Source organism: Allorhizobium sp. DMC15 (assembly GCF_056314065.1).
In genome coordinates this window covers 822636-848363 of the sequence record NZ_JBQUZB010000002.1, presented here as the reverse complement: position 1 = coordinate 848363, position 25728 = coordinate 822636, and the positions used below count along the sequence as shown (strand labels likewise).

The following is a 25728-nucleotide window of genomic DNA, read 5'->3' as shown; positions in this document are numbered from 1 at the left end:
GTCAATCCTTCAGGATCTGGGCGACATCGTCGCTCACGAGAATGCCGACGGATTGACCCTCAACGTAACCGCAGCTGCCGCTACGGCTGTTCTGCTGGCGTACCGTAAACAGCGAGCCGCCGTCGAGGCGTACGTTGATGTTGGTGTCGGTGCCAAGGTAGACGATGCTCTCGATCGTGCCCTGCAGGGTGGCCTCCGGCGATGGAGCGACAATCTCGGCATGTTCTGGGCGTATGACGATTGTGACCTGACCAGAAGGCGTCGTCCGCTCCGGAAAGGTTGCCGGAATTTCGCGGCCCGAGCGCAATCTGACACTGGCTCTGTCGCCATTGACCGATGCGACCTCGACCTGAAGGAAGTTCGTCTCGCCAATGAAATCGGCGACGAAACGTTCCGCCGGACGGTCGTAGATGTCCCAGGGCGAGCCGACCTGACGGAGGCTGCCCGTCGACATGACCGCAATGCGGTCCGACATGGTGAGCGCTTCTTCCTGATCGTGGGTCACGAAGATGAAGGTGATGCCGGTTTCGGCCTGCACACGCTTCAACTCGATCTGCATTTCCTTGCGGAGCTTATAGTCCAAGGCCGACAGGGGTTCGTCGAGCAACAGGACCTTTGGCTTCGGTGCCAAGGCACGGGCGAGCGCCACGCGCTGCTGCTGGCCGCCGGAGATCTGGCTGACCTGGCGATCGCGCATTTTGGTCATGTGCACGAGTTCCAGCATTTCATCGACGCGAGACTTGATCTCTGCTGCCGGCTTGCCCAGCATTTTCAGGCCAAATCCAATGTTGTCGGCGACCGTCATATGCGGAAAGAGCGCGTAGGACTGGAAAACGGTGTTGACCGGCCTTTTGAAAGGCGGAAGCGGGGCAATGTCTTCGCCGTGCAGGAGGATTTCACCCGTCGTCGGGAAATCGAAGCCGGCGATCAGTCGCAAAAGCGTGGTCTTGCCGCAGCCGGATGGTCCCAGCAGGGTGAAGAACTCGTTTTCCCGAATGGTGAGAAAGATCCCGTCCAGCGCGGTGACCTTGTCGTGTCCTGATCCGTAAATGCGGCTGACGCCGCGGATCTCAATGGCTGCCTTATCAGATGCAGAATTCAAGCGGTGCCCCCTGGCGTTCGGGTTATGCGCAATGGACTTGGTTGCGAAGCGATGGTGGCAGTCGTCGTTGCCAATCGCGTCGGTTGGGTCTGGTCACGCAAGTCGTGTGCCAGCTCGAATGCATGTGGAGCCTCCCTCCCGTTTGAGACCGCAGAGGCCGGTAAAACACCGGATTCTGTCGATATCCCGTCGCTTCGACCGGTGTTCCCTTGTCTTCGGCGTCGTGGTCCGGTCGAGGCCACGCACCTGATTTTGGGGCATGTTGCCTCTAAATTGGTCGTATGACCATTTTTATTTTCGTGGTCCGCGAAAATTTGTGTCGACGCATGGCTGGCCTGCGGCAGGCGCTTGGCCGTGCGCTTGACATGGCTTTGTGGGGCACTCCATCCTCGGGCGATGCCATCAGGCGCTTGCGCCGATCCTACCTGCCTTGGAGTTTCCCGTGACCGATTCCACCCGTCTTGGCGCTGCGGCGCTGTCCACTGTGCTTCGATCCGGATCAGTTTCGGCAGAACGGGTCATGCAGGACTATCTGGCGCGGATCGCGACGCTCAATCCGGCGATCAACGCGCTGGTCAGCCTTCGTCCGGACGAGGATCTTCTGGCGGAAGCACGGCTGCGAGATCGGGAGCGCGCCGAGGGTGCGGTAACGGGGCCGTTGCACGGCATCCCAATCGCGATCAAGGATCTCAGCGAGGCCAAGGGTATCCGCTGCACCTACGGGTCGCCACTCTTCCGCGACTTCGTTCCGGATTTCGACGATATTCAGGTCGAACGCATTCGCGCGGCCGGCGCGATCATCATCGGCAAGACGAACACCCCCGAATGGGGTTTCGGATCGCACAGCTATAATCCGGTCTTCGGCGTGACCCGCAATTCCTATGACAAGACCAAGTCTGCTGGCGGATCGAGCGGCGGGGCAGGGGCAGCGCTCGCGGCCCGGCTCGTGCCGGTTGCCGATGGCAGCGACATGATGGGGTCGTTGCGAAACCCCGCCGCCTTCAACAACGTGATCGGTTTTCGTCCGAGCTTCGGGCGCATCCCAGCACTTCCCGGTCGCGATGCCTATCTCAATCAGCTGGCGACGCTCGGTCCGATGGGGCGCAGCGTCGAGGATGTTGTCTTGCTGCTCAATATCCAGTCAGGCTTCGACGCACGCGATCCAGCTTCTTTCGATAGCGAGCCGATCGTGCTCGATTGCGGCCTTGCGGCCAGGGGTGGGCGGATCGGCTGGCTCGGGGATTTCTCGGGTCACCTGCCGTTCGAACCGGGTGTTTTGGCCCTGACCGAAAGGGCTCTCGGGACCTTTGAGGCGTTGGGCTTTTCCGTCGAGCTCGCGACCCCCGCGTTCGACATGGAGCGGCTCTGGTGGGCCTGGACGACGCTTCGCAGCGTCTTCACGGCCGGCAGCATGCGCGACAGTTACGAAGATCCGGCCCGCCGGGGATCGCTGAAGCCGGAAATTCTCTACGAGGTGCGCAGCGGTCTTCGAGTTTCATCCGCCGATGTCTATGAAGCGTCCGCCATCCGCACCGCCTGCTACCAGGCGATGTTGAAGCTCTTCGAGCGCTTCGATTACCTCATCGCACCGGCAGCCCAGGTATTCCCCTTCGATGCGGACATTCCATGGCCGCGCGAAATTGCGGGGCGGCATATGGACACCTATCACCGCTGGATGGAGGTGGTGATCGGCCCGAGCATGGCGGGTCTGCCGGTGGCCGCGCTGCCGGCCGGCTTTTCGGACAGGGGTTTGCCGAACGGCTTCCAGTTGATCGGACCGCCACGCGCCGATGCGCGCGTGCTCTCGGTCGCAGCCGGTTATGAAGCGGCGACCGACTGGCTGGACCGAAATCCGATCCCTGATCCGAACGCCTTCGCGTAACATCTTTGCACAGAATGGTTCCAAGTAAAATTTTTTCACTCTTGAATGCGGGTGTGATTTGGCCCTACGATTTCTAACCGTGGCCAAGCCACTGTTTATCCAGTCTCGCCCCCGGTTTCGGAGGGCGGATGGTTTCCCTGAAATTACGGAACTGCGGAATTTATTTTCATGGACCTGATCTTCGACGGCCACAACGATGTTCTCCTTCGCCTGTGGCGCGGACGCAAAGACGGCGTGGATCCGATTCAGGAGTTCACCAAGGGGACAAGTGCTGGACATATCGACGGCCCTCGCGCCCGGCGCGGCGGATTGGGCGGCGGACTCTGCGCTGTTTACATCCCGTCGCCGCATGATTTTGTGCTGAAGGAGCCGGATGGGAACGGTCACTATCTGACACCGCTCGATCCGCCGCTGGAGCGGTCACCCTCGCTCGACATCGCTCTGGAGATGATCGCGATCGCCCACAAGCTCGATCGCGCCGGCGCCTGGACGCTGTGCCAGTCCACCGACCAGATCCGTCAGGTGATGGCCGACGGTGGATTTGCTGCCGTCTTGCATATCGAAGGCTGCGAGGCGATTGATGCCAACCTCGATGCGCTCGAAGTCTTTTATGCGGCTGGCCTGCGGTCGCTCGGCCCCGTCTGGAGCCGCCACAACATCTTCGGTCACGGGGTGCCGTTCGCCTTTCCGAGTTCGCCGGATACCGGCCCCGGTCTCACGGAACTCGGTCGCGAACTGGTTCGCCGCTGCAACAAGCTCGGCATCCTGATCGATCTCGCGCATATCACCGAACAGGGCTTCTGGGACGTGGCCAAGCTCAGTGATCAGCCGCTGATTGCCAGCCATTCCAACGTGCACGCGCTGACCCCTGTTGCCCGCAACCTGACCGACAAGCAGCTCGACGCGATCCGCGAAAGCCGCGGTCTCGTTGGGCTGAACTACGCCGTCACCATGCTGCGGCCGGACGGGCGCGACAATGCGGACACGCCGCTTTCGCTGATGGTCCGGCATATCGATCATCTGGTGGAGCGCATGGGCATCGATTGTGTGACTCTTGGTTCTGATTTTGACGGAGCCACGATCCCCGCCGCCATCGCCGATGCTGCGGGCAACCAGCGACTGGTGGAAGCATTGCGTGCGGCGGGCTACAGTGCCGACGACCTGCGCAAGATTTGCCGCGACAACTGGCTGCGCGTGCTGGCTTCCGCCTGGCACGAATAAGTTCATACTTGCCTGTCCATAAAAACCAAGAAGGGAACCGTACCGATGACAATGTTCGACAAGCGCCTGAAACTTCTGGCGACCAGCGCCATGCTGGTGCTCACGGTCGCGGCAGCGCCGCAGGCCTATGCCGCGACGCCTGCAGACACGCTCGTCCAGGCCTGGGCGATCGATGACATCATCTCGCTTGATCCGGGCGAAGCCTTCGAAATCTCGACGGCGGAAGTGACGGCCAACACCTACAGCAAGCTCGTGGCGCTCGATCCGGCCGATACATCGAAGATCGTCAGCGACATCGCCGAAAGCTGGGATGTTTCGGAAGATGGCCTCACCTACACCTTCAAGCTGAAGCCGAACCTGACTTTTGCCTCGGGCAATCCAATTACCGCCGCTGACGTCGCCTTCTCGTTCGAACGTGTGATCAAGCTCGACAAGTCGCCGGCCTTCCTGCTGACCCAGTTCGGCCTGACCGGCGACAACGTTACCGACAAGGCCAAGGCTGCTGACGATTCCACCTTCGTGCTCACCGTCGACAAGCCCTATGCGCCGAGCTTCGTTCTGAACGTGCTGACGGCAACCGTTGCTTCCGTCGTCGACAAGAAGCTGGTGATGGAGAACGCCAAGCCGGTCACGCCGACGGAAGAATACAAGTACGACACCGACTTCGGCAACGAATTCCTGAAAACAGGCTATGCCGGCTCCGGCCCATTCAAGATCCGCGAATGGCGCGCCAATGAAGTCGTCGTGCTCGAGCGCAATGACAACTATTATGGCGAAAAGGCCAAGCTCGCCCGCGTCATCTATCGCTACATGAAGGAAAGTGCTGGCCAGCGCCTGGCCCTGGAAAACGGTGACATCGACGTCGCCCGTAACCTCGACCCGAACGATTTTGACGCTGTTGCCAAGAAGGATGGCATCGCCACCACGTCGGCGCCGAAGGGTACGCTCTACTACTTCAGCCTCAACCAGAAGAACCCGAACCTAGCCAAGCCGGAAGTCGTCGAAGCGTTCAAGTATCTCGTCGATTACGATGCGCTCGGCGAAACCCTGATCAAGGGCATCGGCGAAATCCACCAGACCTTCCTGCCGACTGGCCAGCTGGGCGCACTGGAAGACAAGCCCTACAAGCTCGACGTCGCCAAGGCCAAGGAACTGCTGGCGAAGGCCGGTTTGCCCGACGGCTTCACCGTTACCATGGATGTACGTAACACCCAGCCCGTAACCGGTATCGCCGAAAACGTCCAGCAGACGCTCGCCCAGGCCGGCATCAAGCTGGAAATCATCCCGGGTGACGGCAAGCAGACGCTGACCAAGTATCGTGCACGCCAGCATGACATCTATATCGGCCAGTGGGGCTCGGACTATTTCGACCCTAACTCGAACGCCGAGACCTTCACCTTCAACCCTGACAATTCCGACGAAGGCACCAACAAGACGCTCGCCTGGCGCAATGCCTGGGATCCGAAGGAACTGTCGGCCAAGACGGCCGCTGCCCTTCTGGAGAAGGACACTGCCAAGCGTGCGGCCATCTACGAAGACCTGCAGAAGCAGGTGCTCGCGTCCGGCCCGTTCGTCGTGATCTTCCAGCAGACGGAAATCGCCGGCTATTCGAGCAAGGTGCAGAACTACAAGCTCGGCCCGAGCTTTGACACCAACTATGTCAACACGGTCACCAAGGAATAGTCGTCCTTGACCCAAGTTGACAGCCAGGTCGACCGGAGGCGCGCTTCGCAGCGCGTCTCCTCGATCGCCATCACCGTCGGCAAATTCCTGCTGACGGTGGTGACCACCTATCTCGGCCTCTTGGCCGTGACCTTCTTCATCGGCCGCGTGGTCCCGATCGATCCGGCGCTCGCCATCGTCGGAGATCGGGCGCCTGCGCATGTCGTCGAGCGTGTACGCGAGGAACTGGGCCTCAATCTGCCGCTCTGGCAGCAATTCATCATCTATGTCCGGCAGGCCCTGTCGGGCGACTTCGGGGTGTCGGTCCTCACCACCAATCCCGTGATGAAGGACATCGCCCGCGTCTTCCCGGCAACCATTGAACTCGCCACGGTCGGCACCATTATCGGGGCCGTGCTTGGCGTGCCACTCGGGGTGCTGGCTGCGGTCAAGCGGGGCTCGCTCGCCGACCAGATCGTGCGCGTCGTCGGCCTCATCGGCTATTCCGTGCCGATCTTCTGGCTCGGGCTTCTGGCGCTGCTGCTCTTCTATGCCAAGCTGAATTGGGTCGCCTATCCAGGTCGCGTCGACATCGTCTACGAATACAGTTTCACGCCTGTCACCGGCTTCTTCCTGATCGATGCGGCCATGCAGCGGCAATGGGATGTGCTTTGGGATCTATTCCGCCACATCATTCTGCCCGGTGGTCTGCTTGGCTATTTCTCCATGGCCTATATCAGCCGCATGACGCGTTCCTTTATGCTCAACGAGTTGGCGCAGGAATACATCGTTGCGGCACGCGCGAAGGGGCTGTCTGAGACCCGGATCATCTGGTTCCATGCGCTGCGCAATGCCGCCGTTCCCTTGGTCACCGTCATCGCGCTCTCCTATGCCGGCCTGCTCGAAGGGTCGGTGCTGACAGAGACGATCTTCTCCTGGCCGGGGCTCGGCCTTTACATCACCAATTCGCTGCAGAATGCCGACTTGAACGCCGTGCTCGGCGGGACGATCGTTATCGGATCCGTCTTCATCGGCATCAATCTTCTGTCGGATATTCTTTATCGTACGCTGGATCCGAGGACGCGCAGCCGATGACCACACCCGTCTCCGCTTCCGAACAAAGCTGGAAAGGCTGGCTCACCTCCGACCGGCCGCAATCCCGCCTGCAGGCCCGCTGTGGCCGGGCCTATATCATCTGGCAGCGCTTTGCCGAAAACCGACTGGCACTGGCGGGGCTTGCCATCCTGCTCGCCCTGCTGTTCGTCGCCGCCTTTGCCGACGTGCTGGCGCCGCATTCGCCCATCCAGGGGGACTTGCGCAATGCCCGCCTTCTGCCCCCCGGCAGCGCCGGTTATCTGCTTGGCACCGACGATCAGGGACGCGATATCCTCTCGCGTCTTATTCACGGCTCACGGCTCACCCTCTTCGTAGTCGCACTGGTCGCCGTCATCGCCGCCCCCGTCGGGCTGATCGTCGGCACGGTCGCCGGCTATGCTGGCGGCTGGGTCGACGGGCTGCTGATGCGCATCACCGACATCTTCCTCGCTTTCCCGAAGCTCGTATTGGCGCTGGCGCTCGTCGCGGCATTAGGCCCCGGCATCGAGAACGCGGTTCTCGCCATCGCCATCACCTCCTGGCCGCCCTATGCGCGTATCGCGCGGGCCGAGACGCTGACCTTCCGCAATTCGGATTTCATCGCGGCGGTACAGCTCATGGGCGCTTCGCCGTTCCGGATCGTGCTGTCGCATATCGTGCCGCTGTGTCTGTCCTCGGTTATCGTGCGCGTGACGCTCGACATGGCCGGCATCATTCTGACGGCTGCAGGGCTCGGATTCCTTGGCCTCGGCGCACAGCCCCCGCTGCCGGAATGGGGCGCGATGATTGCCTCCGGTCGCCGCTTCATTCTCGACCAGTGGTGGGTCGCGGCCATGCCGGGCTTTGCCATCCTGATCGTCTCGCTCGGCTTCAACCTGCTGGGTGACGGTCTGCGTGATGCGCTCGATCCGAAGGAGGCCGGTCAATGAGTGCGCTTCTGACCGTCGAAAACCTCCGCGTCAGCTTCCCGACCCGTACCGGCCTCGTGGAAGCGGTGCGCGGCGTGTCTTTCACCCTTGGCCGCGAACGGCTCGGTATCGTCGGCGAATCCGGGTCCGGCAAGTCGCAGACGGGGCGGGCGATCATGGGACTGACCTCGCCGCAGGCCAGGATCACGGCCGACCGGCTGCAATTCGGCGACACCGATCTTCTCAAGGCGAGCTCCGCCCGTCGGCGGTCACTGCGCGGCAAACAATTGGCGATGATCCTGCAGGATCCGAAATACTCGCTGAACCCGGTCATGACCGTCGGGCGCCAGATCATGGAGACGCTTCGCACCCATGAAAAGGTGTCGTCCAGCGAGGCGCGCAAACGGGCGCTGGCCATGCTCGAAGCGGTGCAGATCCGCAATCCGGAGCGCGTCTTCGATCTCTATCCGCATGAAGTCTCCGGCGGTATGGGTCAGCGCGTGATGATCGCGATGATGCTGATCTGCGGGCCGGAACTGCTGATCGCCGACGAACCGACCTCGGCGCTCGACGTGACGGTGCAGCTCGAAGTGCTCGCCATCCTCGACGCGCTGGTGCGCGATCGCGGCATGGGCCTGATCTTCATCAGCCACGACCTGCGGCTGGTCTCGTCCTTCTGTGACCGCGTGCTGGTCATGTATGCCGGCCGGGTGGTCGAGGAGATCGAGGCGACGCGCCTTCGCGAAGCGCAACATCCCTATACCCGAGGACTGCTCGAATGCCTGCCGCAGATCGCCGCCGACCGGCATCCCTTGCCGGTCCTTTCGCGCCAAGCGGAGTGGAAGCTATGAGGCCGGTTCTCGCCATCCGAGACATGATCGTCAGCTTCGACGGTTACCGGGCGCTCGACAGCGTCAGTGTCGACGTGGAAGACGGTGCCTCCTTCGGCATTGTCGGGGAATCCGGCTCGGGTAAGTCGACGCTGCTCCGCGCGGTCGCCGGGCTGAACTCCTTCAGCAGTGGAATCCTGTCGGTCAATGGCAGGCTCTATGAGGGCCGCAAGCGCGACAAGGAATTCTATCGCCAGGTGCAGATGGTCTTCCAGGACCCCTATGGTTCGCTGCATCCGCGCCAGACGGTGGATCGGCTGTTGCGCGAACCGCTGACGATCCACGGCTTTGCCGATGCCGAGACGCGCATCGCTCGCGCGCTCGACGAAGTGGGCCTTGGCGCCGGCTTCCGCTTCCGCTTCTCGCACCAGCTTTCCGGTGGCCAGCGCCAGCGCATCGCGATTGCCCGTGCGCTGATCCTCGAGCCAAAGGTGCTCTTGCTCGACGAGCCGACTTCGGCGCTTGATGCCTCGATCCAGGCGGAAATCCTCAACCTCCTCGAACAGGTGCGTCGAGATCGCGGGCTTACCTTCGTCATGGTCAGCCACGACCTCGCCGTGATCAGCCATATGTGCGAGCATCTGGCGGTGATGAAATCCGGCAAGATCGTCGAGACGCTCAGCGTCGAGCAGTTGCGCAACGGCGATTTCTCGACGGATTACACTCGCCAGCTGATGACGGCGAGCGAGGGTTTTCGGCGCGTCTGAGCTCGGGCTATCGAGGCAGTGATCAGGCGACGCGGTGGCCGGAGCGCCAGGCGGATTTCACGAAGGGATGGCCGTCCTGCAGGTCGACGCGGATCAGATCGGCCTTGAGGCCGGTCTTGATGGCGCCGCGATCGGGCAGATTGCCTGCGAGTGCCGGTGTCCGGGTCACCATGGCGACCGCGCTTGGCAGGTCGTAGTCGAGGCCCGGATCGGCCGCGATCATGAAGGCGGCATCGAGCATCGAGCGCGGGACATAGTCTGAAGCCAGGATATCGACGAGCCGTGCGGCGAGCAGATCCCGCACGGCGATGTTGCCGGATTGCGAGCCGCCGCGCACGAGGTTCGGTGCGCCGGCGACGATGTGCATGCCAGCCGTGCGAGCAGCTTCCGCCGCCTCCATCGAACAGGGGAATTCCGAGATCGATACGCCCTCGGCGACACCTTCCTCGATATGGGCGATATCCGTGTCGTCGTGGCTCATCAGCGGCATGGACCGCGCGCGGGCCAGCGCCACGATATCCGGTCGGGTGGTAGCGGCGATATGGCTCTTGTCGGCGACGAGGATCTTGATCTTTTCGCGCACGCGTTCCGGGCTCTCGCCGGTCGATTTGCAGGCTCTTGCCACATAGGCCTCGATGTCGCGGCTCTGGCGGATGCCGGGCAGGTGTTCCATCACCGAGATGACGCGGACGATTTCGCGGTCGATATTCTCGGCCGTCAGCTGCGGCGTCACCGGGTCGGTCAGTTCGCAGCGCAGGTGGACGAGATGTTCGGCCCGCAGCATGCCTGCGGCTTGCGCCTGCTCCAGCGCCTCGATCATCGGTTTGAGGATCTCGGCGCGCTCCGGATTGTCGGTGGTGGCCCCAACGCAGAGGCTGTCGAAGACGGTGGTCACACCGCCGCCGATGATCTGGGCATCATGGGCCAAGGCGGCGCGCATGAAATCCCAGCGCACATGGGCGCGGGGATAGAGGTGCTTCTCGAAATGGTCGGTATGGATGTCGACAAGACCGGGCAAGAGATAGTCGCCGGCGAAGTCGAGCGCTTCTGCTTGGCGTGACGGGCCTTCGTGTATTTCTACGATCTCACCGTTCTCGACCACGACAGAGCCATGCAGCACATGGTCCGGCGTCACGACGCGGGCATTGGAGAGGATCAGAACCTCACCGCGCGTGGCTTCATGGGCTCCACCCGTCGCATCCGTCTGTCGCAGCATGTCCGAGCCTCCATCCGCTTTCGTCGACAGCGTCTCTAGGCGCGTTTCATGACGCTTTGGTGTCAGTTCTGGCGAATGGCGGGATCAGGACAGCAGTTTCAGGCAGTCGTCGGCGATCACCTGTTCTTCGTCGGTGGCGATAACCCGGATCTTCACCCGGCTCTCCTCGCGGGAGATGACCCCTTCATTGCGGTCGTTCGCGTCAGCGTCGAGGAGAAGGCCGAGAAAGCGCAGGCGCTCGATTACCGAGCGGCGGATGGCTGGCTGGTTCTCGCCGATGCCGGCGGTGAAGACGAGCGTGTCGAGGCCGCCCAGCGAGGCGGCGAGCCGGGCCACTTCGCCGGCGATGCGGAAGGTGAAGACATCGAGCGCTTCACAGGCTTCTTTCGACGGCGTTTCCAGGAGCACCCGGCTGTCGGCGCTGAGGCCCGAGAGGCCGAGCAGGCCGGACTGCTTGTAGATCATCTCCTCGACCTGTTTGACGCTCAGCCCGTGCGCGTCGATCAGGTGGAAGAGCACGCCGGGATCGATGGCGCCGGAGCGGGTCGCCATGGGCACGCCGTCTATGGTCGAGAAACCCATCGAGGTGTCGCGGCTCAGGCCATGTTCGAGCGCGCAGAGGCTGGCGCCCGAGCCGAGATGGGCGACCACGGCGCGGCCACCTGCCGTCTCCGGGTCGAGCGTCTTCAGGGCGCCGGCGATATAGGCATAGGAGAGGCCGTGAAAGCCGTAGCGTTTGACGCCCTTGTCGAACCACTCGCGCGGGATGGCGAAGCGTCTGATGACATCGGATTGCGTGCGGTGGAAGGCTGTGTCGAAGGAGGCTGTCTGGGGCATGCCCGGTTTCAGCTCGGCAATCGCGCGGATCAGGCGCAGGTTCTGCGGCTGGTGCAGCGGGGCCAGCGTCACCAGGCTTTCGATGCCGGCAAGGCTCGTCTCGTCGATCCTGACCGCATCGGCGAAGAGATCGCCGCCATGCACGACACGGTGGCCGATCGCCGAGACGGCGTCGAGGTCGTAGTGTTCTCCGAGCCAGTCGAAGACCTCTTCCAGGACGTCGTGCAAGAGATCATCGGTCTTCGCTACGAGGGGCACGTCGAAGACTTGGGGTCCCTCGACCAGATGGAAGGTCAAAGGCTCGGCGCGGAAGTCGATGACGCCCTTGCCGATGCGTCTGGCGCCTTCCGGCTCGCGGGCGAAGATGGCGATCTTCACGGTGGAAGAGCCGGCATTGAAGGTCAGCAGCAGTTTCTGGCTCATGCCTTGCCACCAAGGGCTGCCGCCCGCTTTGCAGCCACGAGTTTTGCAAGCGCTGCCGAGGCAATGCGGACGCGCAAGCTGTCAGAGCGGCTGGTCAGGATGATCGGCACACGGGCGCCGAGCACCAGGCCGGCGGCATCGGCATTGGCGAAATAGAGGAGCTGTTTGGCGAGCATATTGCCGGCTTCGAGATCGGGCACCAGCAGGATGTCGGCATCGCCGGCGACGGGGGAGACGATGCCCTTGGTGCGCGCGGCTTCCATGCTGATTGCATTGTCGAAGGCAAGCGGGCCGTCGACCTTTGCCCCCTTGATCTGGCCGCGCGCTGCCATGACCGTCAGCGCTGCGGCCTCCAGTGTGGCCGGCATCTTGTCATTGACCGTCTCGACGGCCGCGAGCACCGCGACCTTGGGCTCGGCCACGCCCAGCATATGCATGAGATCGACGGCATTCTGGCAGATATCTCGCTTGTGCTCGAGTGTCGGCGCGATGTTGATCGCGGCATCCGTCACGATCAAAAGCTTGGAATAGGCCGGCACGTCCATGACATAGACATGGCTGACGCGGCGTTCGGTGCGCAGCCCAGAGCCACTGCCAACGACGGCGCCGAGCAGTTCGTCGGAATGCAGGCTGCCCTTCATGACAGAGCCGACCTTGCCGGCAACCGCAAGCTCGACGGCCAGGGCCGCTGCCGCATGGCTGTGTTCGGTGTTCAAGATCTCGAAGCCGTCGATGGAAATCCCGGCCTTTTCGGCGGCAGCGCGGATCTTCGCTTCCGGGCCGATCAGGATCGGCTCCAGCAGGCCTTCGTCGCGGATCTCGACGGCACCCTCGATCGCTTCCGGAGAGCAGGGATGGACGAGCGCCGTCTTCACCATCGGCAGGCTGCGCGCCTCGGCGACGATGGCGTCGAAGCGGTCGTGACGCTGCAGGGAGACATCGGGGGGAAGGTTCTCCGACCAGCTGATGCGCTCGATCGGTGCGCGGACTCGGGCCTTGCCGACGAGTACTGGCTCGCCGTGCTGGTTGACGCAGCGGGTGTCGAAGACCAGCGTGCGGCCGTCGCTTTCCTTGCTCATCAGCGTCACGGTCGCGGTGATCCGGTCGCCGGTCGCGATTTCCTTCCAGAATTCCAGGTCCTGACCGAGATAGACGGTGCCGGGGCCGGGAAGGCGGGTGTCGAGCACCGCCGAGATCATGCCGGCCGGGATCAGCGACTGGCCAAGCGGCACCGGATTGTTGTCGCCCGAGAGTGCCGCAAACAGCTCGATGTCATCGGGGCCGATGACACGGGTGAGGCTGGCGGCATCGCCGAGCTTCAGCTCGTCGAACATGCGGTTGGTGAGGACTGGTCTTTCCATGTCGCTTTCGTCTTCCATTGTCGAACCGTCCTCCCCCGATCCGTGTCACTTTGCAGCCGGTCTGCGTCAGAGGCATGACCGGGCTTGGCGGGCAATCTCTGCGGTGGAGGGTGGGTTGTCCTTGACTTGGGTCAAGGGTGGATGAGGCGAAAGTGGAGGGCTGGGAGCCTCTCCCCTTGTGGGAGAGGATGGAAAATCGAAGGCTTAGGCGCGCGCAAGCCGCCTCAACTTCAGATTTTCCCGGTGAGGGGATCGGTGATGGTGGCACGACGAACGGACCCCCTCACTTGCGATTTCTGATGTTTAGGCGGCTTGCGCTCGCCTAATTCATCGAAATCGCTTTCTCCCCCACCAAGGGGGAGAAAGGATCACCCCCACCTGTCACGCCAGGCCGGCTGCGCCTCCGCATAGGGCAACGCCACGGCCTCGAACACCCCGCGCGCAATGGCGCGCGCCGTTACCAGCGTGGCCAGATGGCAGAGTTCCATCCGGTCGGCTGGGCCGTTGCTTTCGCGCTTTCCCGTTGAGGCGGAAAACATCGTGTCGCCATCGAACGGCAGATGTGCCGGCAGAACGGCGCGGGCGAGGCCATCATGGGCGGCGATCGACAGGCGATGCAGTTCGGGTTTGGAAATCGCGCAGTCGGTGACCACGGCGCCGATGGTCGTTGCTGTCAGACGCAGACCCTTGATGCGCATCGCCCGATCCTCTGCACTGACATGTGCGCGTTGGCCAAGTCCGCCAAATTCCTCGCCCTCCTCGAAGGGAGCTGCCCAGAAATGCGGGCCGTCGCCGATCACCACCGAACCCATGGCATTAACGGCGACGAGGGCCGCAATCGTATGGCCCGACGAGGAAATGGCGCTTGCCGAGCCGAGGCCGCCCTTGAGGTTGGCCGTCGTCGCACCCGTTCCCGCGCCCACCGTGCCGAGCGGGAATGCGCCTTTGGTCGCGTTATGATAGGCCTCGTAGCCGAGGTCGCGATAGGGGGCGTGCAGGCCCCAGTCCTTGTCGCCGCCATTCAGCAGATCCATCAGGATCGCCTGTGGCACGATCGGCACGCGCACGGAGCCCACGGCAAAGCCGCGACCCGCAGCGCGCAGACCCGACTGCACGCCGCCGGCTGCGTCCAGCCCGAAGGCCGAGCCGCCCGAGAGCACGAAGGCATCGACCTGTTGCACCGTCATCGAGGGATCGAGCAGCGTCACGTCACGCCCACCCGGCGCACCACCGAGCACGGTGCCCGAAGCGGTCGCCGGTTCGTCGAAGACGATCACAGTCACGCCGGAGCCGAGCGCCAGATCGGTGGCATGGCCGACCGAGAGGCCGTCGATGTCGGTCAGGAGGTTGAGAGGGCCGTGTGGCATGGGGATGTCTCCGGATGGGTGGGCGGAGAGTGGCGAAGATCAGGCACGTCGTCCAGTGCGCCATGGGCTCGTCTTCGATAAGGAGCGAGCGATGCCAATTGCCAGTATGAGTGCAAGTGGTGTCAGGATACCTGTGATCCACATAGTGGAGACCGCGTCACTGCATTGGGTTCCGTTGGGGCACCCCCGGGAACCGTAGTCGGACCATGCGGCAAGTCCGGCAAAGGCCAGAAGCGCGGTTGCCATGAAACAGGCGGCAGCAAGTATCCCCAGTATGAGAGTGACAAAGGCTCTGACAAACGGCAAGTTTCGGGCTCCGGTTCGGTACGACATCATATGGTGTATGCGAGGTTGGGTCATCTCACAATCGGGCCTCGGCAACCGCATCTTTGGCCCCTCATCCGCCTGCGGGCACCTTCATCCCGCAAGCGGGGAGAAGGCCGAGGGGGGCAACCGCGCGTGCCTCCCTCTCCCCGCGCGCGGGGAGAGGGTAGGGTGAGGCGCAAAGCTGCGCGCTTTGCGGAGCCGGCATTTGCTTCTTTCTGAACGCGTGACGAGGATGGTTCAACACGTTGATGGAACAACCGCGATCCGCCCACATTTGCTCCAGCGGTAGCGGTTGACGAGCCGCCCGTACGACGCGATGTAGACCCCGAAGCCACCGATCAGGACCCCGCCCATGCAGCGTTTCAAGCACCATCTCACCCGCATCGCCTCTGCCACCGAACGCCGCGTCTGGTTGACGGCGCTGGTGGCAGCCGTCGTCGCCTATGGCCTGTTCGAACTGACCGGCGAGGTGCTGGAGGGCGAAACGCGGGCTTTTGACGAAGGCGTGCTTCTGATGCTGCGCAATCCGACCGATCCGGCCCTGCCGGTCGGGCCGACCTGGCTCACCAAGATGATGGTGGACATCACGGCGCTCGGTGGTGTCACGGTGCTGACGCTGCTCGTCACACTCGTCGTCGTCTATCTGGTGCTTCGCCGCAAATTCCGCACCGCCGCCTTCGTCACCGTTTCGATCCTCGGCGGCTGGGCCTTGAGCAGCGCGATGAAGATCGGCATCGCCCGCCCGCGACCGGAGGTGGTGCAGCATCTGGTCGAGGTCACCGACATGAGCTTTCCGAGCGGCCACGCCATGCTGTCGGCCATCACCTATCTGACGCTCGGCGCCATGCTGTCGCGCATCGAGGAGACGCCATCGCTGCGCTATTTCTTCCCGCTGGTCGCCGTCTTCCTCACCTTCATCATCGGCCTCAGCCGCATCTATCTCGGTGTCCATTATCCGACCGACGTGCTCGGGGGCTGGGCCGCGGGCACGGTCTGGGCCTGCGCAGCCTGGTTTGCGGCAAGGTGGTTCCTGGGGCGACCAAGTGCTGCATCAGATAACTTGGTTTAGTTGTCAGGCACTTGCGTTTCTTTGGTTGGGTTCTGTTTAAGGCGTTCGCCGAACTCAATGATATCTTTGACCACCAGCGATATCGCAGGCTCTTCATTAGCAATATATGAGTGGCTCTTGTCTTCTATTCGGGGAACTGGTCTTCCCTCGGCCCAATCTTGAGCTTTTCCGCTGGAATCCTTTCTCTTCTTTTTCTCAAATATATCCCTGTATCTCCTAGGCGAAATCCCTATGAAGGGTTCGAACAGCACTTTCGAGCTTGCTTCAGTTGGGGAGAAAGTGATCGAATCTTCATGAAGATCCTTCGCGTGGCTCTTCGGATACGGCTCCAGAAAGACAACCCTTCTGACGCCAGAGGATACTATGTGTTTTGCGCACATATGGCACGGAAAAGTCGTTGTAAATAAAATAGAATTCTCTAGTGGCTTTCCTTTTCTGGCTGCATCTGTAATGGCTGACATTTCTGCATGGATTATTCGACCAAACTCTATTATGTCCATCACTTTGGATTCGGATATAAGTTTTTCCGAAAGCAATTTTGAGACCTGAGTGTAGGTATCGCCTGCATCTTTGATTTTCGTAGACAAGAAGTCCAGTTTTCCGAGACGTTCAACTAAGTCATACAGCAGTTGAACTTTTCGAGCATGATTTCCGTCTTCGCCCTCTTCGAAGTCACGATGTGCTTCAATATTTGGATCGTCGCACCAATATGTTCCGCCGAATGCCTTTGGTACCTCGTTGCATCCAAGCGTAATAACCTCACCTTGTTCAGAGAATATCGCAGCTCCTATCTGCCTAGAAAGGTCCAGGGATCGCAAAGAGGCTGCCGCAGCCGTGTACATGCCATATTCACGCTTTGTCGGTGACATGCCGTTATGGCCGAAGAAAGCCTTTATGAACCTGTCGACAATTTCTTTCGTCGCAGCTACTGAACCACTGGGAACGAAGACGTCGCCCAAGTGAAACGCATCGGAAACCCTTTGTCCAAAGTCATCGTCAACCTCATGGTTGTCCCTGTCGATAAGGGTAATTGCGGTCTTTTCCGCTTCTGAATCCTCTACTAGACTTGTTCTATATTGTTTTATCTTCTTAATCAGGAGCTTTCTGCGATCGTCTGCATCTGCGAAAATTGATATCAAAACGAACTTTCGACCGTAGACCTCACGCAAAAGAGTGATCTCTTCAACGCGCTTAAACTGCCGGACGATGAATGCATGCCCCAGAAGGGGTTCATTTCTGGCATCTTTCGGATCGATATCTTCGTTGCCGTATTCCGCTCGGATGCGACGTATTTCACTGATGGCGACACATGCCAACGCTGCGTTATTCTTGGTTTCGCGCCTAACGCGATCTGCGTTCTCTATCAATGAGTGATAGCGCTCACCGTATGTCGCATCACTCGCCTTTAATGCTGGCAATAAGTCGCTGAGGACTGATGTGATGTGGATTACGTGAGACGTGTAATGGACTTTTGCCAATGCATCCTTCAGGTGGTCAATTACGGTGTCCAAATCGACGCCGATGGGGCCGACTAGTCCAATGACCAATTCGGGATTGTCTACGACAGATTTCGTGTTCAAAGCACACCTTAATTGGAACTTAACGACCACGGCGCAATTTCGATTCCGCGTGCACTCTTTTGATTGTATGGTTGAGTCGTGCACCACCGTGGAGGATATAAGATGACGGATGTAAAAACTGTCAAGAGTGGCGCGTTCTCCGATACAACCAGAGGGCAGCAACTTTGGTCGATTATGACAGATGCCGCACAGAACGTTCTTGATCGCCCTGGAAATCAGAGGGGGCCATATCTGATTAATGACAAAGATTTGAAGCTTGAAAAGCAAGCGTCCGCGCGTTGAGATCCTAACGTGCTTGCGTGCCTTTAAGGTTGCCGAAATAGCATTCGTTGGTACAGAAAAACCTGCATGCGACAAGCTTGCAGGTTTTTCATTTTTGATGAACTGAACGGCAAGAATTTTGAGGCTCCTTTAAAGGAGCGCCGTCCCCTCAATGCTTCAACGCCTTCGGATCGAGCGCATCGCGGATCGCATCGCCGATATAGTTCACGCTCAAGACCGTCAGCGAGATCGCCAGGCCCGGCCAGAGGACGCGCGAAGGGTTGATCTGCAGGAAGTTGGCGCCGTCGAAGAGCAGGCGGCCCCAGGTGGGGAAGTCGGGGGGGAAGCCCAGGCCTAGGAATGAGAGCGCGGATTCGGTGATGATGGCGGTCGCGATGCCAAGTGTCGCCGAGACCATGATCGAGGACATGACGTTCGGCAGGATGTGCTTCAAGATGATGCGGTGTTCGCGCATGCCGCTCGACTTCGCCGCCAGGATGAATTCCTGGCTCTTGATCGCAAGAACATCGCCGCGGACGATGCGGGCCGTATGCATCCAGCTGGTGATGCCGATGACGAAGACGATCAGGATGAAGATGCCGGTTTCCGGGCCGAAGGCCGCCCGCAGCGTGTCGCGGAACAGCATGATGATCACGAGCAGCAGCGGCAGAAGCGGCAGTGCCAGGAAGAGGTCCGTCAGGCGCATCAGCGGACCGTCGAGCTTGCGGGAGTACCCCGAGAGAACGCCGACCAGCGTTCCCACCACGAGCGCCAGCAGCATGGCGGCCATGCCGACGGCTAGCGAAATCTGCCCGCCGGCCAGCACCTGAGCCAGCATGTCCTTGCCGAGATTGTCGGTGCCGAAGGGATGCAGCAGCGAGGGGCCCTGGTTCTTGGCGCGGATGTCGATCTTGTTCGGGTCGATCGTGTGGATATAGGGGCCGATAAACACCGCCAAGACGATGAAGGTGAAGACGATGAGGCCGGCAACGCCGCCGGGATGTCTGCGGAATTGGCGCCAGAGCATGGGCCAGAAACCGCCGCTCTGAGGTTTTGTTGGCATTACCGGTGCGGTCCCGATGGCGGTATCAGTCATAGCGGATCCTCGGATCGAGAATGCCGTAGAGAACGTCGGCAATCAGGTTGAAGAGCACGATCAGGATCGCGAAGATGAAGGTGAGCGTCTGCACGAGCGGGATATCTGCGCCCTGGATTGCGGTGATCAGCAGCTGGCCGAGGCCGTTCACGCGAAACACCTGTTCGGTGATGATGGCACCGGAGAAGATTGTGGGCACGCCGAGCGCGATCACTGTCACGACAGGGATCAGGCTGTTGCGCAGCACATGCACCAGGAGCACGACCTTTTCCTTGACGCCCTTGGCGCGTGCCGTGCGGACATAATCCATGTTCAGGTTGTCGAGCATGGAAGCGCGCACGAAGCGGCTGATCTGCGAGACGTTGAAGAGGGTCAGCACCAGGACAGGCAGGAACATCTGCTTCACCTGAAGGACGAAGCTTTCCCAGCTGTTGACCACCAGCGTGGTGTCGTAGATCGATGGAAACCACTGCAGCCAGGAGGAAAAGATCACGATTAGCAGGACGCCGGTGAAGAAGGTGGGGACGGAATAGCCGACCATCGAGACAAAGGTGCCGATCTGGTCGAACCAGGAATACTGGCGATAGGCGGAGATGACGCCGATCGGGATCGCGATCAGGACGCCGAAGAGGTAGGAGAGACCGATGACCCAGAGCGTCTGCGGCAGGCGCTGGACGATCAGGTCGACCACGGGGCTGCGGGTCGCCCAAGAGAGGACGCGCATGCGCTCGCCGGTGCCGACCGTGATGCCGGTGATCTGTTCGAAGATGTTGAGCGGTTCATTGATGAAGAACTGCTGCAGCCATTTCATGTAGCGGATGATGAAAGGCTGATCGAGGCCCATGGCGGCACGGATCTGCTCGCGCACTTCCGGCGGAATGGTCAGCGGCAGGTCGCTCAGCGGATCGCTCGGGGCGAGATCGAGCAGGGCGAAAATGATGAAACTGATGGCCAGGAGCGTCGGAACTGCGAACAGCAGTCGCCGAACGGTGAAGGTGAACATCGGCTGGTCTCCAGACTGTCGGCAAAAATGCGAACGCCAGGCCCGCCGTTGGAGGCGGGCCCGGCGCTGAGGGCATTACTTGGCGCGCGACCAGTCGGCGACGTTCCAGAGTTCGGAGTCCCAGGCGTTCATCTTCACGCCTGCAAGCGTGTTGTTGACAGCCGAGGGCTGACCGCGGTGGATCAGCGGGATCTGGGCGACATCGTTGGAGAGCATGTCGTTCAGCTTCTTGGCGATTTCGGCACGCTTCTCGAGTTCGCCGGTCTTGCCGAGTTCCTTGACGAGATTGTCGTAGTCGGGGTTGCAGTAGCGGACGATGTTCTCACCCTGCCAGCCGGTGGCCGGGCTCGGGATCTTGTCGCACATCCAGCCGGCCATGTACTTCTCCGGGTCCGTGCCGTCGAAGTTGTTGGTGTACATCTGGATGTCGGCATAGAACTTCTGGAACGTGTCCGGCGAGGCCGGGTCGCCGCCGAAGAAGACGTTGGCGGACACGTTGCGCAGTTCGACCGATACGCCGATCTGGCTCCACATGTCCTTGACCAGCGCCTGGGTGCCCTGGCGGACCGAGTTGGTCGAGGTCTGGTAGAGGAAGGAAAGCTTGACGCCGTCTTTCTCGCGGATGCCGTCGGAACCCATCTTCCAGCCGGCATCGTCGAGCAGCTTGTTGGCGCCCTCGATGTCCTGCTTCAGGCACCAGTCGACTGCGGTTGAGACATAGATATCCGGAGCCGGCAGGATGTTGCAGGTCGGCTTGCCGTTGTCGCCGTAACCGGCTTCGTCGATGATGTCGCGGTCAATGGCGATGGAAAGCGCACGGCGCACGGCCGGGTCGGAGAGCGCCGGGTGCGGGCCTGCCTCCTTGGTCGAGCGCTTGTCGCCGAGCGAGGGGTCGACGCCGTAGGGGTTGATGTCGATACGCTCCACCTGGGTGCCGAAGGCGACTTCGATCTTGCCCTTGCCGGCCGCCATCATCTGGGCGAGGATTTCGGGCTCGACCTGCATGTTCCAGGCGTAGTCGAATTCACCTGTTTCGAGCACCGAGCGAGCGGCAGACGCCGCGTCACCGCCCCCCTTCAGCGTGACCGAGGCGAAGGCGGGCTTGGCCGGATCGCGATAGTTCGGATTGGCCTCGAAGGTCACGACGTCGTTGGCCTTGAATTCCTTGACGACGAAGGGGCCGGTGCCGATGGGGCCGAAATTGGCGGTCGTGCATTCCGGCGCCTTGGCGCCCAGGCAATCCTTGAATTGCGCTGCCTGAATGATCGGCGACTGAGCGCCGACGAAGGCACTGTAGGGATAAGGCTTCGGCTCAGCGAAGGTGACCTTGATGGTCGAGGCATCGACGGCCTCGACATTGCTCACACCTTCGAAATACGCTCCTTGAGCGCAGCCGCCGTCCGGGGCGGTGCAGTATTTCCAGGTGAAGATCGCGTCATCGGCCGTTACTGCCGAGCCGTCGGACCACTTGAGGTCGGGCTTCAGCTTCCAGGTGATGCTCTTCAGGTCGGCCGCGACACCGCCGTTTTCGACGGTCGGGATTTCGGCGGCGAGCATGGGCACCAGCGTGCCGGTCTCGTCGTAGCGGGCCAGCGGTTCGATGACCATGGAGGCCGCATACACTTCCTTGGTGCCACCCGAAAGATAGGGGTTCATGGTCGAGACGGCCTGCCAGAAGATGATCTTCAGGTCGCCATCCGTGCCGCGCTCGGCCAGGGCCGGGACGCTCGACAGGGCAAAGGCGGCAGCCGAGGCCGCCAGAATCCAGTTCCGTTTGTTCATTGTGCTCATTCCCCAGTTCTTGTTTTTTCAGGCGCGGTCGTTGCCGCTCCCAGCCTGTGATGAGGCCCGTGGCTGAACCAAATGTCAACCGTCTATCTTCTTGGATTTTCTCAAAAAATTCGCATAATACGGGAGAATTTCGGGGTGCGTAAGCCGCTCCCGACAAGGCTGTCCTCAGTCGGGCTGGTTAAAATTTAGGCCATGTAACCACACGCCTAATTTCCATGCAAGACGGAAAATTCCGGCTTGCCAAAGTGGAGGATCGAAGAAACAGTATGCGCTAAATCCCGCAGGGAACAACGACTAAAAGAGGTCTTTCATGCCCGTCATCAACCGCGCCAGCGAGCTTCAGCCGGAGGTCGCCGAATGGAGGCGGCACCTGCACCAGCATCCGGAACTCCTGTTCGACGTGCACGGCACGGCGGCCTTCGTGGCGGAGAAACTGAAGGCGTTCGGCTGCGACGTGGTCAAGACCGGGATTGGCCGCACGGGTGTGGTCGGGATCATCAAGGGCAATCGAGGCGACGGTCCGGTCATCGGCTTCCGCGCCGACATGGATGCGCTGCCGATCCACGAGGTTTCCGGCAAGGCCTGGTCGTCGAAAACGCCGGGCAAGATGCATGCCTGCGGCCATGACGGGCATACCGCCATGCTGCTCGGCGCGGCCAAGCATCTGGCAGAGACGCGCAATTTCAAGGGCTCGATCGCCGTGATCTTCCAGCCCGCCGAAGAGGGCGGTGGCGGTGCGCGCGAAATGGTGCGCGACGGGTTGATGGAGGATTTCGCCATTTCCGAAGTCTACGGCATGCACAATCACCCGGGCATGGCTGTCGGCACTTTCGCCACCCGCAAGGGCTCGATCATGGCTGCAGCAGACCAGTTCGACATCCAGATCAATGGCCGCAGCGGCCATGCCGCCCAGCCGCACAAATCGATCGATCCGGTGCTGGCGGCGGCCCAGGTAGTCGTCGCCTTGCAATCCATCGCGGCGCGCGAGACGGATCCTCTTAAGTCGGTCGTGGTGACCGTGACGAAGATCCATGGCGGCGATGCCTACAATGTCATTCCCGACGGGGTGAAGCTCTCCGGCACCGTGCGCACCTTGCTTCCGGAACTGCGCGACATGGCTGAAAGCCGCATCAAGGAGATTGCGACCGGGATTGCCATGGCAATGGGCGCGCAGGCGCAGGTCAGCTACCATCGCGGCTATCCGGTCACCTTCAATCATGCTGCCGAGACGGCCTTTGCACTCGATATCATGCGCAAGGTGGCGGGCGATCAGGCCGTCAGCGACGAGTTTCCGCCGGCCATGGGGGCGGAGGATTTTTCGTACATGCTCGAAGCACGGCCCGGCTCCTTCGTCTTCATTGGCAACGGTGACACGGCCAATCTGCACAACTCGGCTTACGACTTCAACGACGAGGCTATCCCTTATGGCATCAGCTATTGGGTGACGCTGGCGGAGACGGCGCTCGCCGCCTGAGCCGACACCACATCTCGACACGAATAAAAACAGGGGAACGGGATATGGCAGCGGTGGAACAGGGGGCGAAGGCGAGTGCAGAACCGGTGCTGTCGGTTCGCGGGCTGACAACCTCCTTCAGAATCGGCACTGAATGGCGCTCGGTCGTCCGCAACATGAACCTTGACGTTGCGGCCGGCGAAACGGTGGCAATTGTCGGCGAATCCGGTTCAGGCAAGAGCGTCACTTCGCTGTCGATCATGCGGCTTCTGCCGCAACTGACAAGCCGCATCGAGGGCAGCGTCAAACTCGCCGGACGCGAGCTTCTGAGCCTGGATGCCGAGCAGATGCGACAGGTGCGCGGCAACCAGATCTCGATGATCTTTCAGGAACCGATGACCTCGCTCAACCCGATCTTCCCGATCGGCAAGCAGATCGCCGAAGCCATCACCTGCCACCGCGACATCTCCAGCGCCGAGGCCAAGACCGAGGTGCTGCGGCTGCTCGACCGTGTGCGCATCCCGAATGCAACGAACCGCTTTGACGAATATCCCCACCAGTTTTCCGGCGGCATGCGCCAGCGCGTGATGATTGCCATGGCGCTGGCTTCGAAACCGAAGCTCCTGATCGCCGACGAGCCGACCACCGCCCTTGACGTCACGATCCAGGGCCAGATCCTCGACCTGATCAAAACGCTGCAGGACGAGGAGGGCATGGCGGTGCTCTTCATCACCCATGACATGGGTGTGGTGGCCGAAGTCTCTGACCGGACCGTGGTGATGTTCCGCGGTGAGGCGGTGGAAACCGGCACCACGGACGACATCTTCAACCGCGGCCAGCATCCGTACACCCGAGCGTTGCTGTCGGCGGTGCCGAAGCTCGGATCGATGGGTGGTCGCGACAATCCGATGCGGTTTCCCGTTATCGACATCAAGAGCGGCGAAACGCTGGTCGCGGAATCGGAAGCGGCAGGTGTCGACAAAGGCAGCCGGCCGCTGCTCGAGGTGAAGAACCTGACAACCCGTTTCGACATCCGCTCCGGGCTGCTGGGGCGGCGGAGCGGCGCGGTGCACGCGGTCGAGAACGTCTCCTTTGATCTTCGGCCCGGCGAGACGTTGTCGCTGGTCGGCGAATCCGGTTGTGGCAAGTCGACGACCGGGCGTTCGATCACGCGGCTGGTGGAGCCGACTTCGGGGCAGATCTCGCTTGATGGTTATGATGTCGGGCGGCTAGACCAATCCTCCCTGCGCAAGATGCGGCGCAGCATCCAGATGGTGTTCCAGGATCCTTTTGCGAGCCTCGATCCGCGCATGAGCGTCGGCCAGGCTGTGATGGAGCCGTTCATCGAACATCAGTTGGGAACGAAAGCGCAGGCGCGCGACAAGGCGGCGGACCTGCTGGAGCGCGTCGGTCTCTCCGCCGAGATGATGCCGCGCTATCCGCATGAGTTTTCCGGGGGGCAGCGCCAGCGGATTGCCATTGCGCGCTCATTGATGTTGGACCCCAAGGTCATCGTTGCGGACGAGGCGGTTTCGGCGCTCGACGTGTCGATCAAGGCGCAGGTGTGTAACCTGCTTCTCGATCTACAGCAGAGTTTCAATTTGGCCTACCTGTTCATCAGTCATGACATGGCGGTGGTCGAGCGGGTGAGCCATCGTGTGGCCGTGATGTATCTCGGCGAGATCGTCGAGATCGGCCCGCGCAAGGCGGTGTTCGACAATCCGCATCACCCCTATACGAAGAAGCTGATGGCGGCCGTGCCGGTGCCGGATCCGGCGCGTCGGCGGATAAAGCGCAACCTCGCAACGGACGAAATCAAGAGCCCAATCCGGCCACTCGGTTATTCGCCTCCAGTACGACAGTATCGTGAGGTTGGCGCGGGACACCTCGTTCAGATTTAGCGGTGTTTGGGGGGGAGCGGCAAGCCGGCTGATCAGGAAGATGGGCCGTTGCCGAATTCGAGCAGCGAAATCCGGGCGGTCCAGTCATATTTGGTTGCATCGACGATGGCCGGACGCGGGTGGGCGAAGCCATGGAAGAGCAGGGCATAACAGCGCGTCACGGTCTGTCCCGATGCGACGATCTGGTCGTCCCGCAGGTAACCCCGATAGGCGACCGTCGACTGGCCGCGCGGCATGCCGATCAGATCGAAGGAAAGCCGTGTAATCGCTTTGTCTGCGTTGTTCGTGAAAAAGACGGCCACGGGCAGCCCGGGGTCGACGCAGATCGTCGGATCTGCAACCGCGCGAACCGCGACGGCGGCCGCCTCATTGCTTTGACGTGCGGAATTCTCGGCCGTGAAAAACCATACCACAGTCGCGGCGATCGCGATTATCACCGCCAACCCGATCGCCAGAATGCGATTGCGCAGAAGAAGGATGGTGATCAGCGCCAGTAAAGCTGCGATCCAGACCATCAGATGCTTGCTGTCGAGTCGGACGATGTCATGAACCGAAGATAAGCTTCTTCGGGCGAAA

General features: G+C 61.3%; 21 protein-coding genes. 11 read left to right on the top strand and 10 right to left on the bottom strand.

The window, feature by feature from the left end; translation table 11 throughout:
• Nucleotide 1: 1 nt before the first annotated feature.
• Nucleotides 2-1102, bottom strand: a complete 1101-nt coding sequence (locus ACT53S_RS12645; protein WP_113456189.1) for an ABC transporter ATP-binding protein — start codon at nucleotides 1100-1102, stop codon at nucleotides 2-4.
• Between the two features lie 442 nt (nucleotides 1103-1544).
• On the opposite strand from ACT53S_RS12645, the gene ACT53S_RS12640 reads away from it, so the two are divergent.
• The 7 genes from ACT53S_RS12640 to ACT53S_RS12610 all read left to right on the top strand — a co-directional run bounded on the left by ACT53S_RS12640 (nucleotide 1545) and on the right by ACT53S_RS12610 (nucleotide 9467).
• Nucleotides 1545-2984 (top strand): amidase, encoded by a 1440-nt coding sequence (locus tag ACT53S_RS12640; RefSeq protein WP_476067242.1) that lies wholly within the window; start codon nucleotides 1545-1547, stop codon nucleotides 2982-2984.
• Nucleotides 2985-3152: 168 nt separating this feature from the next.
• Nucleotides 3153-4205: a dipeptidase gene (locus tag ACT53S_RS12635; RefSeq protein ID WP_476067241.1), complete on the top strand. Its 1053-nt coding sequence runs from the start codon at nucleotides 3153-3155 to the stop codon at nucleotides 4203-4205.
• A 45-nt stretch (nucleotides 4206-4250) separates the two neighbouring features.
• Complete coding sequence (locus ACT53S_RS12630) at nucleotides 4251-5888, top strand: ABC transporter substrate-binding protein (protein WP_476067240.1); 1638 nt, start codon at nucleotides 4251-4253, stop codon at nucleotides 5886-5888.
• Between the two features lie 6 nt (nucleotides 5889-5894).
• Entirely contained in the window at nucleotides 5895-6962 is a 1068-nt protein-coding gene (locus ACT53S_RS12625) for an ABC transporter permease (protein WP_476067239.1), read from the top strand.
• Nucleotides 6959-7891, top strand: a complete 933-nt coding sequence (locus ACT53S_RS12620; protein WP_142071910.1) for an ABC transporter permease — start codon at nucleotides 6959-6961, stop codon at nucleotides 7889-7891. Before ACT53S_RS12625 ends, ACT53S_RS12620 begins: the two co-directional genes overlap by 4 nt.
• Nucleotides 7888-8721, top strand: a complete 834-nt coding sequence (locus ACT53S_RS12615; RefSeq protein ID WP_476067238.1) for an ABC transporter ATP-binding protein — start codon at nucleotides 7888-7890, stop codon at nucleotides 8719-8721. The genes ACT53S_RS12620 and ACT53S_RS12615 overlap by 4 nt, the downstream gene beginning before the upstream one ends.
• Nucleotides 8718-9467, top strand: coding sequence for an ABC transporter ATP-binding protein (locus tag ACT53S_RS12610; protein WP_476067237.1), 750 nt, complete (start codon nucleotides 8718-8720; stop codon nucleotides 9465-9467). Before ACT53S_RS12615 ends, ACT53S_RS12610 begins: the two co-directional genes overlap by 4 nt.
• A gap of 22 nt (nucleotides 9468-9489) precedes the next feature.
• Here the strand turns inward: ACT53S_RS12610 and ACT53S_RS12605 are convergent, their stop codons facing one another.
• The 4 genes from ACT53S_RS12605 to ACT53S_RS12590 form a co-directional block, all read right to left on the bottom strand.
• The gene (locus ACT53S_RS12605; RefSeq protein ID WP_476067236.1) at nucleotides 9490-10683 is read right to left on the bottom strand and encodes an alpha-D-ribose 1-methylphosphonate 5-triphosphate diphosphatase; all 1194 of its coding nucleotides are present in this window, start codon (nucleotides 10681-10683) and stop codon (nucleotides 9490-9492) included.
• A gap of 84 nt (nucleotides 10684-10767) precedes the next feature.
• Nucleotides 10768-11943 carry an acetate/propionate family kinase gene (locus ACT53S_RS12600; RefSeq protein ID WP_476067235.1) on the bottom strand — a complete coding sequence of 392 codons (1176 nt, stop codon included), beginning with the start codon at nucleotides 11941-11943 and terminating at the stop codon, nucleotides 10768-10770.
• A complete protein-coding gene (locus tag ACT53S_RS12595) occupies nucleotides 11940-13304 on the bottom strand; it encodes a bifunctional enoyl-CoA hydratase/phosphate acetyltransferase (protein WP_476067234.1) in 1365 nt (454 codons plus the stop codon). The genes ACT53S_RS12600 and ACT53S_RS12595 overlap by 4 nt, the downstream gene beginning before the upstream one ends.
• Nucleotides 13305-13672: 368 nt before the next feature.
• A complete protein-coding gene (locus tag ACT53S_RS12590) occupies nucleotides 13673-14671 on the bottom strand; it encodes a P1 family peptidase (protein WP_476067233.1) in 999 nt (332 codons plus the stop codon).
• A gap of 679 nt (nucleotides 14672-15350) precedes the next feature.
• On the opposite strand from ACT53S_RS12590, the gene ACT53S_RS12585 reads away from it, so the two are divergent.
• On the top strand, nucleotides 15351-16067 hold the full coding sequence (locus ACT53S_RS12585; RefSeq protein WP_476067232.1) for a phosphatase PAP2 family protein: 717 nt from the start codon (nucleotides 15351-15353) through the stop codon (nucleotides 16065-16067).
• Here the strand turns inward: ACT53S_RS12585 and ACT53S_RS12580 are convergent.
• On the bottom strand, nucleotides 16064-17647 hold the full coding sequence (locus tag ACT53S_RS12580; protein ID WP_476067231.1) for an anti-phage dCTP deaminase: 1584 nt from the start codon (nucleotides 17645-17647) through the stop codon (nucleotides 16064-16066). The genes ACT53S_RS12585 and ACT53S_RS12580 overlap by 4 nt on opposite strands.
• A 102-nt stretch (nucleotides 17648-17749) precedes the next feature.
• Between ACT53S_RS12580 and ACT53S_RS12575 the strand changes: the two genes are divergently transcribed.
• Entirely contained in the window at nucleotides 17750-17929 is a 180-nt protein-coding gene (locus tag ACT53S_RS12575; protein WP_476067230.1) for a hypothetical protein, read from the top strand.
• Nucleotides 17930-18077: 148 nt separating this feature from the next.
• On the opposite strand, the gene ACT53S_RS12570 is transcribed toward ACT53S_RS12575, so the two are convergent.
• The 3 genes from ACT53S_RS12570 to ACT53S_RS12560 form a co-directional block, all read right to left on the bottom strand.
• Entirely contained in the window at nucleotides 18078-19004 is a 927-nt protein-coding gene (locus ACT53S_RS12570) for an ABC transporter permease (protein ID WP_476067229.1), read from the bottom strand.
• Complete coding sequence (locus ACT53S_RS12565; RefSeq protein ID WP_476067228.1) at nucleotides 18997-20007, bottom strand: ABC transporter permease; 1011 nt, start codon at nucleotides 20005-20007, stop codon at nucleotides 18997-18999. The genes ACT53S_RS12570 and ACT53S_RS12565 overlap by 8 nt, the downstream gene beginning before the upstream one ends.
• A 75-nt stretch (nucleotides 20008-20082) precedes the next feature.
• Nucleotides 20083-21789, bottom strand: coding sequence for a peptide ABC transporter substrate-binding protein (locus ACT53S_RS12560; protein ID WP_476067227.1), 1707 nt, complete (start codon nucleotides 21787-21789; stop codon nucleotides 20083-20085).
• A 319-nt stretch (nucleotides 21790-22108) separates the two neighbouring features.
• Between ACT53S_RS12560 and ACT53S_RS12555 the strand changes: the two genes are divergently transcribed.
• Together ACT53S_RS12555 and ACT53S_RS12550 are read left to right on the top strand one after the other, a co-directional pair.
• Nucleotides 22109-23272, top strand: coding sequence for a M20 aminoacylase family protein (locus ACT53S_RS12555; protein ID WP_476067226.1), 1164 nt, complete (start codon nucleotides 22109-22111; stop codon nucleotides 23270-23272).
• Nucleotides 23273-23316: 44 nt separating this feature from the next.
• A complete protein-coding gene (locus ACT53S_RS12550; RefSeq protein ID WP_476067225.1) occupies nucleotides 23317-25152 on the top strand; it encodes an ABC transporter ATP-binding protein in 1836 nt (611 codons plus the stop codon).
• A gap of 32 nt (nucleotides 25153-25184) precedes the next feature.
• Here ACT53S_RS12550 and ACT53S_RS12545 read toward each other — a convergent pair whose 3' ends face one another.
• A complete protein-coding gene (locus ACT53S_RS12545) occupies nucleotides 25185-25667 on the bottom strand; it encodes a hypothetical protein (RefSeq protein ID WP_476067224.1) in 483 nt (160 codons plus the stop codon).
• Nucleotides 25668-25728 lie beyond the last annotated feature (61 nt).